The organism is Hydrogenophaga sp. NFH-34, assembly GCF_021401345.1.
GTDB classification, from domain to species: Bacteria; Pseudomonadota; Gammaproteobacteria; order Burkholderiales; family Burkholderiaceae_C; genus Hydrogenophaga; species Hydrogenophaga electricum.
On sequence record NZ_JACBGE010000025.1, the window covers coordinates 16,800 to 30,372 of the forward strand.

At 64.9% G+C, this 13,573-nt stretch carries 14 protein-coding genes; 3 read left to right on the top strand and 11 right to left on the bottom strand.

What is annotated here, in order from left to right:
- Window positions 1-8: 8 nt before the first annotated feature.
- The 5 genes from fabD to L0977_RS20550 form a co-directional block, all read right to left on the bottom strand.
- On the bottom strand, window positions 9-959 hold the full coding sequence (fabD, locus tag L0977_RS20530) for an ACP S-malonyltransferase (RefSeq protein ID WP_234266730.1): 951 nt from the start codon (window positions 957-959) through the stop codon (window positions 9-11).
- A gap of 46 nt (window positions 960-1,005) precedes the next feature.
- On the bottom strand, window positions 1,006-1,983 hold the full coding sequence (locus L0977_RS20535) for a beta-ketoacyl-ACP synthase III (RefSeq protein ID WP_234266731.1): 978 nt from the start codon (window positions 1,981-1,983) through the stop codon (window positions 1,006-1,008).
- Window positions 1,984-2,006: 23 nt separating this feature from the next.
- The gene (gene plsX / locus L0977_RS20540) at window positions 2,007-3,068 is read right to left on the bottom strand and encodes a phosphate acyltransferase PlsX (protein WP_234266732.1); all 1,062 of its coding nucleotides are present in this window, start codon (window positions 3,066-3,068) and stop codon (window positions 2,007-2,009) included.
- A gap of 129 nt (window positions 3,069-3,197) precedes the next feature.
- The gene (gene rpmF / locus L0977_RS20545) at window positions 3,198-3,380 is read right to left on the bottom strand and encodes a 50S ribosomal protein L32 (RefSeq protein ID WP_234266733.1); all 183 of its coding nucleotides are present in this window, start codon (window positions 3,378-3,380) and stop codon (window positions 3,198-3,200) included.
- 138 nt (window positions 3,381-3,518) lie between these two features.
- Complete coding sequence (locus tag L0977_RS20550; RefSeq protein WP_234266734.1) at window positions 3,519-4,103, bottom strand: YceD family protein; 585 nt, start codon at window positions 4,101-4,103, stop codon at window positions 3,519-3,521.
- A 47-nt stretch (window positions 4,104-4,150) separates the two neighbouring features.
- Between L0977_RS20550 and L0977_RS20555 the strand changes: the two genes are divergently transcribed.
- The gene (locus tag L0977_RS20555; protein WP_234266735.1) at window positions 4,151-4,759 is read left to right on the top strand and encodes a Maf family protein; all 609 of its coding nucleotides are present in this window, start codon (window positions 4,151-4,153) and stop codon (window positions 4,757-4,759) included.
- A gap of 7 nt (window positions 4,760-4,766) precedes the next feature.
- Window positions 4,767-5,552, top strand: coding sequence for an SAM-dependent methyltransferase (locus L0977_RS20560; protein ID WP_234266736.1), 786 nt, complete (start codon window positions 4,767-4,769; stop codon window positions 5,550-5,552).
- 21 nt (window positions 5,553-5,573) lie between these two features.
- On the opposite strand, the gene galU is transcribed toward L0977_RS20560, so the two are convergent.
- The 6 genes from galU to L0977_RS20590 form a co-directional block, all read right to left on the bottom strand.
- Window positions 5,574-6,446 (bottom strand): UTP--glucose-1-phosphate uridylyltransferase GalU, encoded by an 873-nt coding sequence (gene galU, locus L0977_RS20565; RefSeq protein ID WP_234266737.1) that lies wholly within the window; start codon window positions 6,444-6,446, stop codon window positions 5,574-5,576.
- 50 nt (window positions 6,447-6,496) lie between these two features.
- Window positions 6,497-7,480 (bottom strand): S49 family peptidase, encoded by a 984-nt coding sequence (locus L0977_RS20570; protein WP_234266738.1) that lies wholly within the window; start codon window positions 7,478-7,480, stop codon window positions 6,497-6,499.
- A 13-nt stretch (window positions 7,481-7,493) separates the two neighbouring features.
- The gene (locus L0977_RS20575; RefSeq protein WP_234266739.1) at window positions 7,494-7,874 is read right to left on the bottom strand and encodes a Rieske (2Fe-2S) protein; all 381 of its coding nucleotides are present in this window, start codon (window positions 7,872-7,874) and stop codon (window positions 7,494-7,496) included.
- A gap of 12 nt (window positions 7,875-7,886) precedes the next feature.
- Window positions 7,887-8,546 carry an HAD family hydrolase gene (locus tag L0977_RS20580; RefSeq protein WP_234266740.1) on the bottom strand — a complete coding sequence of 220 codons (660 nt, stop codon included), beginning with the start codon at window positions 8,544-8,546 and terminating at the stop codon, window positions 7,887-7,889.
- Between the two features lie 189 nt (window positions 8,547-8,735).
- Window positions 8,736-9,035, bottom strand: a complete 300-nt coding sequence (locus L0977_RS20585; RefSeq protein WP_234266741.1) for an H-NS histone family protein — start codon at window positions 9,033-9,035, stop codon at window positions 8,736-8,738.
- Window positions 9,036-9,099: 64 nt separating this feature from the next.
- Window positions 9,100-10,074, bottom strand: a complete 975-nt coding sequence (locus tag L0977_RS20590) for an RluA family pseudouridine synthase (RefSeq protein WP_234266742.1) — start codon at window positions 10,072-10,074, stop codon at window positions 9,100-9,102.
- A gap of 601 nt (window positions 10,075-10,675) precedes the next feature.
- Here L0977_RS20590 and L0977_RS20595 point away from each other — a divergent pair.
- Window positions 10,676-13,546, top strand: a complete 2,871-nt coding sequence (locus tag L0977_RS20595; protein WP_234266743.1) for an Rne/Rng family ribonuclease — start codon at window positions 10,676-10,678, stop codon at window positions 13,544-13,546.
- Window positions 13,547-13,573 lie beyond the last annotated feature (27 nt).

The window sequence follows — 13,573 nt, forward strand, 5'->3', positions numbered from 1 at the left end:
TGGGGGATTCAGCCCAGCAGTGCCTTGACCTCGGCCAGCGTGGCCGGATCGAACAAGGGCGCGCCGTTCAGTTCGCTGTCGATGCGCTTCGTCATGCCCGCAAGGACCTTGCCGGGCCCACATTCGATCAGCGCCGCCACACCCCGCGCCTTGATAGCCTGCACGCATTCGACCCAGCGGACCGGCCCGAAGGCCTGGCGATACAGGGCATCACGGATGCGCTCGGCATCGGTTTCGACCGCCACATCGATGTTGTTGATCACCGGAATGCGCGGCGCCGCCAGCGTGGTGACTGCCAGTTGTTCGCGCAACTTGTCGGCCGCCGGTTTCATCAGGCTGGAATGGAACGGAGCCGACACAGGCAGAAGCAACGCGCGTTTGGCGCCTTGCGCCTTGAGCAGCTCGCAGGCCTTTTCAACCGCAGCCTTGCTGCCGGCAATGACCGTCTGGGCGGGGTCGTTGAAGTTCACAGCCTCCACCACTTCGCCGCTGTCGGCAGCAAAAGCGGCTTGCGCCTCGGCACAACCCGACCGGACCTTGCCGGACTCCATACCGAGAATCGCCGCCATGGCGCCGACACCCACCGGCACAGCCTCCTGCATGGCCGCGGCGCGAAACCGCACCAGCGGTGCTGCCTGCGCCAGCGTCAGCACGCCCGAGGCCACCAGCGCAGCGTATTCGCCGAGCGAATGGCCCGCCAAAGCGACAGGATCGGCGCCACCCTCAGCCTTCCACACACGCCAGGCAGCCACCCCGGCCACCAACATCACCGGCTGGGTATTGGTGGTCAGTGCCAGAGCCTCTTTGGGGCCTTCGTGGATCAGGCGTCCCACGTCTTCACCCAGGGCCTCGGACGCCTCTTTGAGCGTCTCGGCAACCACCGGATGATCGCCCCAGGCATCGAGCATGCCCACGGACTGCGAACCCTGCCCCGGAAAAACGAATGCAAATGCGGTCATCTTCAATTCATTCCATGACTGCGGGCCTGCCTGCGAGGCCCGACGCTCAGAAATCGAGCAGCACGGCACCCCAGGTGAAGCCGCCGCCCACACCTTCAAGCAACAGCGTGTCGCCCTTGCGAACCTGGCCTGCACGAACGGCGTGATCCAGCGCCAGCGGGATGGACGCTGCCGACGTGTTGCCATGCTGGTCCACCGTCACCACCACCTTGCCCATGGGCAGCTTGAGCTTGCGGGCCGTGCTTTGCATGATGCGGATGTTGGCCTGGTGCGGAATCAACCAGTCGATGTCGGCATCGGTCTTGCCAGCCTTGGTCAGCACGGCACGCGCCGCATCTTCCAACACACCGACCGCCAGCTTGAAGACCGCCTGACCATCCATCTTGAGCAACGGATCGCCAAGCACCTGCCCACCGGACACATGGCCGGGCACGCACAGGATGCCCACGTGCTTGCCATCCGCATGCAGATCGGACGCCAGGATGCCGGGCGTGTCCGACGCCTCCACCACCACGGCACCAGCGCCATCGCCGAACAGCACGCAGGTGGTGCGGTCGTTGAAGTCCAACAGGCGCGAGAACACTTCGGCACCGATCACCAGCGCCCGGTTGGCCGAACCGACCTTGATCATGGCGTCGGCAATGCTCAGTGCGTACACAAAACCGCTGCACACGGCCTGCACATCGAACACCGGGCACCCCGCCAGTCCCAGCTTGTGCTGGATGATGGCCGCGGTCGACGGAAACACCATGTCCGGCGTCGACGTGGCCACGATGATCAGGTCGATCGACGCACCGTCCACACCGGCCGCGGCCAGCGCACGACGCGCCGCTTCGGCCCCCAAATCGCTGGAAAAGACGCCTTCACCAACAAAATGCCGGGCCCGGATACCGGTGCGCTCGACGATCCATTCGTCACTGGTATCGACACCGCGCGGAGCCAGCAGGTCCACCATGTCCTGATTGGTCAGGCGCTGGGGAGGCAGGCAACTGCCGGTACCTGTGATGCGGGCGTAACGGGTCATGCGAAGTCGGGCGTGTCAGAACATCAAAGGGTGGGAATGCCGCGCAGGTCGCTCGGCGTCACATCACCGGAGATCAAGGGTGCGGCATGGGCAATGCGGGATTGCACATCGTCGAGCAACCGATGACGGGCCGCATCATAAGCCCGAGCCAGCGCGTGCTCGAACGCAAACGCGTCAGCCGATCCATGGCTTTTGAACACCAGCCCCCGCAGCCCGAGCAGCGCCGCACCGTTGTAACGTCGATGATCCACCCGCTTCTTGAACGCAGATAACACCGGATACGCAAACAAACCACCCAATTTGGTGAAGATGCTGCGCGAGAACTCTTCGCGAATGAAGCCCCCGATCATGGCCGCCAGCCCTTCGCTGGCCTTGAGCGCCACATTGCCCACGAAACCATCGCACACCACGATGTCCGTGGTGCCCTTGAAGATGTCGTCGCCTTCGACGTTGCCGAAAAAATTCAAGTCCCCGGTGTTCGCGGCATTGCGCAGCAACACGCCCGCCTTCTTGATCACCTCGCTGCCCTTGATGACCTCCTCGCCCACGTTGAGAAGGCCGACACTCGGGTTTTCGCGCCGATCGGCAGCCGCCACGAGGGCCGATCCCATGACCGCGAACTGCAGCAGGTGTTCGGCTGTGCAGTCGACATTGGCCCCCAGATCCAGCACCGTCGTGGCACCGCCACGGGCATTGGGCAACTGGGTGGCGATCGCCGGACGGTCAATGCCCTCCAGCGTCTTGAGCACATAACGGGCAATCGCCATCAAGGCTCCGGTATTGCCCGCCGAAACCGCCGCCTGCGCCGCGCCTTCCTTGACCTGGGCGATGGCCACCCGCATGGAAGAGTCCTTCTTCTTGCGCAGCGCCACCTCCACCGTATCGTCCATGGTCACGACCTCGGTGGCCGGTACCACGCGGCAGCGCACATTGTTGACGACCTGCGACCAACCGGCCAGGGCTTGCGGCTGCCCCACCAGCAGCAACTGCACATCGGCATGGCGCCCGAGAAAGGCCGCACAGGCCGGCAGGGTGGCGGAGGGACCGATGTCGCCCCCCATGCAATCCACGGCAATCGTGATCATGAACGCTTCCGGAGAATGACCCCATCCGGGTCACCAAAACAACAAAGGCCCGCATGAAAAGCCATGCGGGCCTGTGCCTGGGGCCTGACATGCTGGCGCGCTGCCGCGCCGCCAGACCAGGCGGGTCCGTCAGGCTTCGGACTTGTTCTTGAGCACCTGGCGGCCACGGTAGAAGCCGTTCGGGCTGATGTGGTGACGCAGGTGCGTTTCACCGGTGGTCGGCTCAACGGCGATACCCGGCACGCTCAGAGCGTTGTGCGAACGGTGCATACCGCGCTTGGAGGGGGACTTTTTGTTTTGCTGGACGGCCATGATGGGCTCCTTGGGATCCTTGAGGATCGGAATTGGTCTACGGGTGCGCCGCGAACCCTACACAAAACCGTGAAACGGATGCCAGCGCAAAGCCAAGCATTATAACCGGCTGATCGCCACTCGCCAAGCCTGGGCTTTTTACCGCTTTTTCAGGTCGGCCAGTGCAGCAAACGGATTCGGTGCCTCAGCGGGCGCAGCCCCGGCGGCATCCGCTCCCAGATCGCCGGCCGACATGACAACCGGGCCCGGGCACACCTCGTGCATGGGCACCAGGGGCAACTCCATCAGCAGCTCGTCTTCCATCAGATCCAGCAGGTTCGGCCGGGGCTCCAGCGCCAGCACATCCTCGTCGCTGTCCTCATCCTCTGCCGCCGCCGTCGCCTCGTCGTCGACAAAACGGAACCAGCGATCCACCCCCAGAGGCAGGACCACCGGCTTCAGGCAACGCTGACAGGTCACCGGCACCTGCGCCTGGGCCTGCAGATGCAGCCACACTGCGCCCACGCCCGAGGGCCCCGCACGCCAATCACCCTGGACGGACCAGCTCACCGGTACCTGACGGGTGGCATCCTCTGCCGACTCGGCCACCAGCCGGTCAAAATGGGCCAGAGGTTCATCACCCGACAGCGTCCCACCCGCCTGGGCAAAGGCGGCCACATCCAGCCGTTGCGGATTCCAGTTGACGTTGGCGGCTTTTTTCATGGGCGGCAGTGTACGGGACATCCCGCCGCTCGCCCGGATGCCCACGAAGACAGCGGCACAATCGCGGCATGACTCCGAGCACCGCCCTCCCCTCCACGGGCCGCCCCCTGATCCTGGGCTCAACCTCACCTTACCGCCGCGAGCTGCTGAGCCGGCTGGCCGTGCCTTTCGACACCGCCAGCCCCCAGGTAGACGAAACCCCTCTGCCCGGGGAAAGCCCGCGTACGCTGGCACTGCGCCTGGCCGAAGCCAAGGCCCGTGAGGTCGCCCGCCGGTATCCGCAGGCAGTGGTGATTGGCAGCGACCAGGTGGCCGATCTGGCTGGACTGCCCCTGGGCAAACCCGGCACTCACGAACGCGCCGTGGCCCAGCTGCGCCAGATGAGCGGCCAGACCGTGGTCTTCCAGACCGCCGTGGCCGTGGTCTGCGAAGCGACCGGTTTCTGCCAGATCGACCTGGCCGCCGTCAACGTGGTGTTTCGCCCCCTCGGCGACGCCGAAATCGAGCGCTACCTGCACCTCGAACAGCCCTATGACTGCGCCGGCAGCGCCAAAAGCGAGGGTCTCGGCATCGCCTTGCTCGAACGCATTGACAACGACGACCCCACCGCCTTGGTGGGCCTGCCACTCATCCGCACCTGCCGCATGATCCGCGCCGCCGGCGTGGCCATTCTGTGAGCCCCTCATGACGGGCAAGCTCTATCTCGTCCCCACACCGCTGGATTTTGGCTGCACGGACGAGCACCCACCCGCCCCAGTGAGTGCCTGGCTGCCAGCGAATACCTTGGCAGTCGCAGCCGGTCTGCAGCACTGGATTGCCGAAAACGCCAAGAGCACACGCGCCTTTCTCAAACGGGTGGGGGCCGAAGCCCCACTCGCAGCGCCACTGCAGACGCTGCAGATCACCGAATTGCCTCGCGCTGCCCACAAAAAGGGCGATCACCTCCCCACCACCGCCAGCGATGCCCAGGCCCGCAGCCTGTTGCAAGCTGCGCTGGAAGGACATGACATGGGACTCGTCAGCGAGGCGGGCATGCCGGCCATCGCCGACCCCGGCAGCGCCATCGTGCGCGCCGCCCACGCCCTGGGCATTCCCGTGGTACCGCTCACTGGCCCGATCTCGCTCATGCTGGCGCTGGCGGGCAGCGGGCTGAACGGGCAACACTTCGCCTTCGTGGGCTACGTTCCCCAGGAGCCCGCCGAACGGGCCAGGCGCTTGCGCGAACTGGAAACGCAGGCCCTCAAAAGCGGGCAGACCCAGATCCTGATCGAAACGCCCTACCGCAATGCCGCGCTGCTGCAGGCGCTGCTGCAGAACCTGCAGGCAAACACGCGCCTGGCGGTGGCGTGCGGCCTCACGCTGCCGAACCAGACCATTCGGAGCGCGCTGGTCTCCGAATGGAGAAAGACCGCCTCCCCGCACGACAACCCAACCCTCAAGGCGCCGGCCATTTTCATGCTGGGCAGGTAGCGCGTCAGAACGCCCGGCCCATCAGCTCAGCGCCTTTTGCATGTGTGCCCGCACGGCACCGCTGAGTTCGGGGTCTGCCAGCGCCAGATCGATCGTGGCCTCCAGGAACCCGGTTTTGCTGCCACAGTCGTAGCGCTTGCCCTGGTAGCGGTAAGCGTAGACCTTCTCGGTCCCGATCAGGGCGGCGATGCCATCGGTCAGCTGGATCTCGCCACCCGCTCCTTGCGGCTGGCGACGGATGCTCCGGAACACCGAGGGCGAAAGGATGTAGCGACCGGCCACAGCCAGGGTCGAGGGCGCTACTTCGGGTACCGGCTTCTCCACCATGCCGAAAACTTCAGCCAGCGATTCATTGACCCCGCGGACGTCGACCACGCCATAGCGGCGCGTGTCCTCGCGCGGCACATCCTGCACCGCCAACACCGTGCCGGGCGCACTTTCGTAGGCATCCACCATTTGCTTGAGCACCGACGGGCCACCCGGCGGGCCGACCATCAGGTCATCGGCCAACAACACGGCGAAAGGCTCATTGCCCACCACCCGCTCCGCGCACAGCACCGCATGACCCAGGCCCAGCGGACGCGGCTGACGGATGAACACGCAGTCCATGTCATCGGGTTTGATGGCGTGCACCAGCTTGAGTAGTTCGGTCTTGCGACCACGCTCCAGCTCGTATTCGAGTTCGAACGCCGCATCGAAGTGATCGCCGATGGCGCGCTTGTGCCGCCCGGTGATGAAAATCATCTGCCGGATGCCGGCGGCATAGGCCTCGTCGACGGCGTACTGGATCAAGGGCTTGTCCACCACCGGCAGCATCTCTTTGGGAATCGCCTTGGTGGCCGGCAGAAAGCGCGTGCCCAAGCCCCCAACAGGAAAGACGGCTTTGGTAATCAAATGGGCTCCTGGATGAAAAAGATCGGTAAGTAAGGTCAGCCAGCGCCGACTTACTTCAACGGTGCGAAGGAATGGGCGGCAGCCGCCTCGAACAGGCCCTGCCCCATGGACACGCCAAACTGGCGCGCCAGGCGCATGCCCACGTTTTCGCGCTGGGTGTAATCGACGATGGATTCGGCCTTGACGATCTCGCGGGCCACGAAGTCCACATTGCCCAGACCATCCGCCAGGCCCTGGGCCACAGCCTGCTGGCCGCTCCAGACCAAGCCGCTGAAGGTGTCGGGCGTTTCCTTGAGGCGCGTACCCCGGCCCTTTTTCACAACCGCGATGAACTGGTTGTGAATTTCGGTCAGCATGGACTGGATGTACGCCTTCTGCGTCTCGTCCTGCGGGCTGAACGGGTCCAACATCGCCTTGTTTTGGCCGGCCGTCATGAGGCGCCGCTCGACACCGAGTTTTTCCATCAACCCCGTGAAGCCGAACCCGTCCATCAGAACCCCGATGCTGCCCACCAGGCTGGCCTTGTCGACATAGATTTCATCAGCGGCGGCAGCGATGTAATACGCCGCCGAGGCGCAGGTTTCTTCCACCACCGCATAGACCTTCTTGCCATGCAGCGTCTTGAGCCGGGTGATTTCGTCGTTGATGATGCCGGCCTGCACCGGGCTGCCACCTGGTGAATTGATCAGCAGCACCACCGCCTGGGCGCCACTGTCCTCGAAGGCGGAGTTGAGCGAGGCCACCACATTTTCAGCACTGGCCTCGGCGTTCGCCGCGATGGTGCCCTCGATCTCGATCAGTGCTGTGTGGGGCGTGCTGACGCTGCTGGTCAGCCGGTTGGCGTTCCAAATGCCCCAGGCCAGCGCGGAAAAAACACCCAGCCACAGCAGGCGCATGACCAGCCGCCAGCGGCGCGCAGCGCGCTGCTCCTTCAACTGGGCAAAGAGCAGTTTTTCGATGGTGGCCCGCTCCCAGCCAGCGGGTGTGGAGCTGGGAAGCGCAGAAGCGGCCGGGCGGTTGTCGTCTTCGAACATGAAGGAATCGGTTTCAGTACAAAACGGGCTTAAGCAGGTATTGTGACTGCCAGTGCACCACGCCGTCACGCTCGACCAGATCGATCTTGATCAGACCGCCCTTGCACGGCCCCCCTTTGCAGGCGCCAGTGGACGGTTCGTAGTGCGCGCCGTGGGTGGCACACAGCAGCCATCGCCCGGAATCATCGAAAAAGCGGTCTGGCTGCCAGTCCATCTCCATCGCCACATGCGTGCAGCGATTGAGGTAGGCATGTGCCGCCCCCTGATACCGGATCGCAAAAGCGCGGCAAGTCTGCCCGGCGTAAATCACATCAAAACCCACGGCCAAGCCACCCTCGGCCAAGTCGGCACTGCGGCAAAGCGGATAGACGGGTTCGGTAGCGGAGGCAGACATCGACGCCCTCAATCAAGCATGGGCTGACAGCCAGTCCCGGAGCTCGCTCACCGAGTGCGCCACATGCAAAGGTTGCAAGGCGTGAAAAGCGTCCGGCTCGTGCGCCCCATAGCTCACCCCCACGCAGGCGCAACCGGCGTTGCGCGCCATCTGCAGATCGTGGGTGGTATCACCCACCATGAGCGTGCGTTCGGGGTCGACCCCGAACTCGCGCATCAGTTCGTGCAGCATGAGCGGGCTGGGCTTGCCAGCGGTTTCATCCGCCGTACGGGACCCGTCAAAAACCCCCTGCAGTTCGACCGCCTGCAAAGCCTCATCCAGCCCGCGGCGGCTTTTGCCGGTGGCCACCGTCAACCAGTGATGGCGCGCCTTGAGCGCGGCCAGCATGGGCAAAACCCCGTCAAACAGGCTGATGGCGTTCTGACTCTGCCCGTAGTGGTGACGGTAGCGCTCGCCCAACAAGGGGTATTTTTCGGGAGGCACATCCGGCGCGGCATGCGCCAGGGCCTGCATCAGGCCCATGCCGATGACGTAGCTGGCCGCCTGCTGGCTGGGCATGGCACCGCCCACGTCTTTCACGGCTGCCTGAATGCACCGCACGATCACTGCCGTGGAATCAAACAGCGTGCCATCCCAGTCAAAGGCGATCAGGTCAAATTGTCGAGGGCGCATCAGTTACCCCACCTTCTGCGGCTTGGGCAGGGCCCAATCCGACATACCATTGCTTGCCAAGCCTTGCCGATACAACCCGCATGTTTCAAATCGTCACAAATCAAGCAACCGCGAACCAATAGACCATTCAATGCATTTCTGTTGGCCATAGAAAAAGCGCCCGAAGGCGCTTTGCATCGGTCAGGGCGATCAAATGCGGAAATCTTCAATGCTCTTGCCAGAAGCCAGCACCGCCTTGACCCATTCCGGCTTGCGACCCGGGCCGCCCGCCCAAAGTTCCCCGTTGGGGCCCCGGTATTTGGCGGCCGACTTGGCTTTGCCCGCCTTGCGGGTACCCCCCGCAGCACCCAGATCGGCAACCGTAATGCCGTATTCTTTCATTTTGGCCTTGATGTCCGCAATCACGGAGGCCAGTTCATCCTTGCGGGCCTGTTCGGCCTGCGCCATCAGCGCTTGGGCTTGCGCCATCAGTTCGGAATAGCTTGCCATTGACGTTCCTTAAATTGTTTAATCTTGACTTTCACCAGCACCAACGATGCTGCCTGCATTTTAATCACAAACCCGCCCACCTCTGCAGCTCCCCAGGCAATTCGGAGCACAATTCCATGCTTGCCCCGGTCACCGGATGGGCGATTCGCAATCGCCAGGCATGCAGAAACATGCGGCGCAATCCCGCCCGGGCCAATTCCCGATTGAATGCAAAATCCCCATACTTTTCATCCCCGGCGATCGGATAGCCGGCACTGGCCAGATGCACGCGGATCTGGTGGGTCCGCCCCGTCTTGATCGTCACCTCCAGCAAGCTCAACGGCCCCAGCGCGGCCACGGGCACGCCCAGCCCCTCCGCAGCCCCTCGCACCTTGACCAGCGTCACCGAACGCATGCCATCCGGATCGTCCCGCCCAGTGACGCGCACGCGGCGTTCACCATCGGCCAACAGGTATTTGATCAACGGTTGATCCAACACCTTCAGGCGAGTCGGCCAGGCGCCTTTGACCAGCGCCAGATAGGTCTTGCCGGTTTCCCGCTCGCGAAACTGATCTTGCAGCGCCTTGAGGGCACTGCGCTTCTTTGCAATCAACAACAGGCCACTGGTTTCGCGGTCCAGGCGGTGCACCAGCTCCAGAAAACGCGCCTGCGGTCGCGCGCGACGAAGTTGCTCGATCACGCCGGAACTGACCCCGCTGCCACCGTGCACGGCCACCCCAGCCGGCTTGTCGATCGCCAGGAACGCCTCATCCTCATAAAGAACCGGGAATTCGCGGGCCGGTGCTGCCAGCGCCACATCGGGCTCGGCACGCTCCGCCAGACGTACGGGCGGAATCCGCAACACGTCGCCAGCCTCCACACGGTCATCCGCCGAGACCCGCCCTTTGTTGCGACGCACCTCTCCCGATCGGATGATGCGGTAAATGTGGGTTTTGGGCACACCCTTGAGGTGCCGGATCAGGTAGTTGTCCAGCCGCTGCCCGGCCGACTCCGCGTCGACCGTCAGATGCCGGACCGCAGCGGGTGTTGAAGGCGTCATGCAGATTCCGAAAAAGCCGCGCCACGCGGCCAAGGCTGCGCACTATAATGCACCGGACCCACCGATCAATGTAAGTGGTTGATTTGCTTGAGTTTACGGCAATCATCCGGCAGCCCACCTCCCGGCAGCCCCCATCATCACATTGTCCGACGGGTCGAGATGGCCACCGCCTCCCAGGCCCCGGCGGCGCTTCCTGCCTTGCGAGACGAATCCGCAGGCCGGCGGCGCGACTGCCAGGCTGGCTGGCGACCGTGAATCGAACGAGACTCGCAAACCGAATACGGAATACCCCAATCGGTCAGCCCGGCTTCCCGCCCGGCTGACCGAGGATCCAGTGAAGACAGCCTGGCCCACGGACAGATCAAAGATGCCGATCCCCTTCAAGCCCGCCCTGTTCACCCGGCTCCACGCGCCTACGTCCTGACTTGGCGCGGCAACGCAGCGTTTGGGCCTTACAACGCCCGCGCCCTGATGCGTCGCCGCCCGCCCCGCCAGCGACTCTCCGGCAATTCCTCCTTTGTTTGCGCCCTCGCCAGGCTCCGGCCTCCGGTGCCCGGGTTTCGACCCTGGCAACTGAAGTTCAACGCGAAGGAAACGCAACATGAAGCGCATGCTGATCAATGCCACGCAGGCGGAAGAGCGCCGGCTGGCCATCGTGGACGGGCAGAAACTGCTCGACTACGAAATCGAAATCGAAGGGCGCGAACAGCGCAAGGGCAACATCTACAAGGCGGTGGTCACCCGCGTGGAGCCCTCGCTCGAAGCCTGTTTCGTCGACTACGGCGAAGACCGCCACGGCTTCCTGCCATTCAAGGAAATTTCCAAGCAGTTCTTCCAGGGCAATGTGTCGCCGTCGCAGGCACGCATCAACGACGTGATCAAGGAAGGCCAGGAGCTGCTGGTCCAGGTCGAAAAGGAAGAGCGCGGCAACAAGGGCGCAGCCCTGACCACCTTCATCAGCCTGGCCGGCCGCTACGTGGTGCTGATGCCCAACAACCCGCGCGGCGGTGGCGTCAGCCGCCGCATCGAGGGCGAAGACCGCCAGGAACTCAAGGCCGCGCTGGACCAGCTGGAATACCCCAACGGCATGAGCATCATCGCCCGCACGGCCGGCATCGGCCGCGACGCGGCCGAACTGCAGTGGGACCTGAACTACCTGCTCAAGCTCTGGACCGCCATCGAAGGGGCTGGCAAAGCTGGCAAGGGCGCCTTCCTGATCTACCAGGAATCGAGCCTGGTGATCCGCGCCATCCGCGACTACTTCAACAGCGACATCGGTGAGATCCTGATCGACACCGACGACATCTTCGATCAGGCGCACCAGTTCATGGCGCATGTGATGCCCGAGCATGAGCACCGCGTGAAGCGCTACCGCGACGACGCGCCACTGTTCAGCCGCTTCCAGATCGAGCACCAGATCGAGACCGCCTACAGCCGCATCGTGAACCTGCCCAGCGGCGGCGCCATCGTGATCGACCAGACCGAAGCCCTGGTGGCCGTGGACGTGAACTCGGCACGCGCCATCAAGGGTGGCGACATCGAGGAAACCGCCACCCGCACCAACCTGGAAGCCGCCGACGAAGTGGCACGCCAGGCCCGCCTGCGCGACCTGGGCGGCCTGATCGTGATCGACTTCATCGACATGGAAGAGTCGAAGAACCGGCGCGAGGTCGAGAACCGCCTGCGCGACGCGCTGCGCCAGGACCGTGCCCGCGTGCAGTTCGGCTCCATCAGCAAGTTCGGCCTGCTCGAAATGAGCCGCCAGCGTCTGAAGCCCATGCTGAGCGAAGGCTCGTCCATCCCCTGCCCGCGCTGCGGCGGCTCCGGCCACATCCGCGACACCGAAAGCTCGGCACTGCAGATCCTGCGCGTGATCCAGGAGGAGTCGCTCAAGGACAGCACGGCCGCCGTGCTGGTGCAGGTGCCGGTCGAAGTGGCCAGCTTCCTGCTCAACGAGAAGCGCACCGAGATCACCAAGATCGAACTCAAGCAGCGCATCAACGTGCTGCTGGTGCCCAACAAGTCGCTGGACACGCCGAACTACAAGCTCGAACGCCTCAAGCACGACGACCCGCGCCTGGACAACCTCGACTCCAGCTACAAGCTGGCAGAAGAAGTGGACGACGTGGCCAGCTTCACGCGCCGCAGCCAGGAGCGCACCAACAAGCAGGAACCGGTGATCAAGGGCGTGCTGCCCGACGGCCCCGCTCCCGTGGCGGCGCCCAAGCCCGAAGCGGTGGCGGCTGCGCCCGTGGTCGCCCCGGTGGCACCGGCTCCCAAGCCGGCAGCACCGGCCGAACGCGGCTTCTTCGGCTGGCTCAAGAGCCTGTTCGGCGGACAACCCGCCGCAGCGCCCGCACCGGTGGCAGTGCCCGCTGCCGCCCCGGCAACCAGCAAGGACACTCGCAGCGATGGCAAGAGCCCCCGTGGCGACGGCCGAGGCCGTGGCGGCCGCAGCGAGGCCCGCGGCGACCAGCCTCGCGGCGAAGGACGTTCGGGCAACCGCCCCCCGCGGGAAGGTCGCAACAACGAAGGCCGCGGCGAAGGGCGCCTGCAGGGTGAGCAACGCCGCTCACCGGAAGGCCAGCGTGAAGAGAACCCGCGTCAGGGCCGCAATGGCCAACCCCGGCGCGAAGGCCGCCGGGATGCGGCCCCCGTGGCGGAAGCCCAGAATGCCGACATGCTGGGCGTGTCCCAGGTGTCCGCACCGGCAGGCACCGACAACGACGCGGCACAGGACAACCAGCGCCGCGATCGCCGCGGCCGCAGTGATCGCCGTCGCCAGGGCCCGGATGGCGAACCGTCGCAGCAAGCCAACATGCCCGCCGCCATCGCCGAAACGGCGCCCATGACCGCTGGCGAAACCGCACAGACACCGGTGGAAGCGGCACCCACCATGGGCGACGAAGGTGCCCAGGACGGTGCACCGCGCGAACGCCGCAGCCGTGACCGCTATGGCCGCGACCGGCGCGACCGCCGCGAGCGGGGTGCACGCGATGCGGCTGCGCCCGAGACGGTGGTCGAAACCGATGCCGTTGCCGCAGAAACCAGCGATGTCGAGCAGGCACCGCCCACGCGCAGCTACTTCAAAGCCCCGGCGGCAGTGGCCCCGGTGACGGCTGAAGCGGCCCCCGCCCCCGAGCCCCAGGCACCGACGGCACCGCTGCTGGCAGCCGATCCCATCGTGGTCACGCCGCCGGCCGTGGAGCCGGCGACGGGCCTGCCGCGCGTGCAACCCTTTGAACTCGCCCTGGAGGCGCTGCAACAGGTGGCACGCGACGGTGGGCTGGAATGGGTCAACTCCGATGCTGAGAAAGTGGCTCAGGTGCAGGCAGCCATCGCGGCAGAGCCGGCGCCCGTCCACGTTCCGCGTGAGCCGCGGCCGGTGGTGCTGGTGGACGAAGGTCCGCTGGTGCTGGTCGAAACGCGCAAAGACCTGCGTCAGGTCACACTGCCGTTCGAGACCCAGTAAACCCTGAAAGCCTCGCACCAACGCCAG

Bases quoted from the DNA above. Each gene is read 5' to 3' on its own strand.
- L0977_RS20585 (WP_234266741.1), bottom strand. From the start codon at position 9,035: ATGGCAAGCTATTCCGAACTGATGGCGCAAGCCCAAGCGCTGATGGCG.
- rpmF (WP_234266733.1), bottom strand. From the start codon at position 3,380: ATGGCCGTCCAGCAAAACAAAAAGTCCCCCTCCAAGCGCGGTATGCAC.
- fabD (WP_234266730.1), bottom strand. From the start codon at position 959: ATGACCGCATTTGCATTCGTTTTTCCGGGGCAGGGTTCGCAGTCCGTG.
- L0977_RS20575 (WP_234266739.1), bottom strand. From the start codon at position 7,874: ATGTCTGCCTCCGCTACCGAACCCGTCTATCCGCTTTGCCGCAGTGCC.
- L0977_RS20560 (WP_234266736.1), top strand. From the start codon at position 4,767: ATGACGGGCAAGCTCTATCTCGTCCCCACACCGCTGGATTTTGGCTGC.
- L0977_RS20535 (WP_234266731.1), bottom strand. From the start codon at position 1,983: ATGACCCGTTACGCCCGCATCACAGGTACCGGCAGTTGCCTGCCTCCC.
- L0977_RS20550 (WP_234266734.1), bottom strand. From the start codon at position 4,103: ATGTCCCGTACACTGCCGCCCATGAAAAAAGCCGCCAACGTCAACTGG.
- L0977_RS20595 (WP_234266743.1), top strand. From the start codon at position 10,676: ATGAAGCGCATGCTGATCAATGCCACGCAGGCGGAAGAGCGCCGGCTG.
- L0977_RS20580 (WP_234266740.1), bottom strand. From the start codon at position 8,546: ATGCGCCCTCGACAATTTGACCTGATCGCCTTTGACTGGGATGGCACG.
- plsX (WP_234266732.1), bottom strand. From the start codon at position 3,068: ATGATCACGATTGCCGTGGATTGCATGGGGGGCGACATCGGTCCCTCC.
- L0977_RS20590 (WP_234266742.1), bottom strand. From the start codon at position 10,074: ATGACGCCTTCAACACCCGCTGCGGTCCGGCATCTGACGGTCGACGCG.
- L0977_RS20570 (WP_234266738.1), bottom strand. From the start codon at position 7,480: ATGTTCGAAGACGACAACCGCCCGGCCGCTTCTGCGCTTCCCAGCTCC.
- L0977_RS20555 (WP_234266735.1), top strand. From the start codon at position 4,151: ATGACTCCGAGCACCGCCCTCCCCTCCACGGGCCGCCCCCTGATCCTG.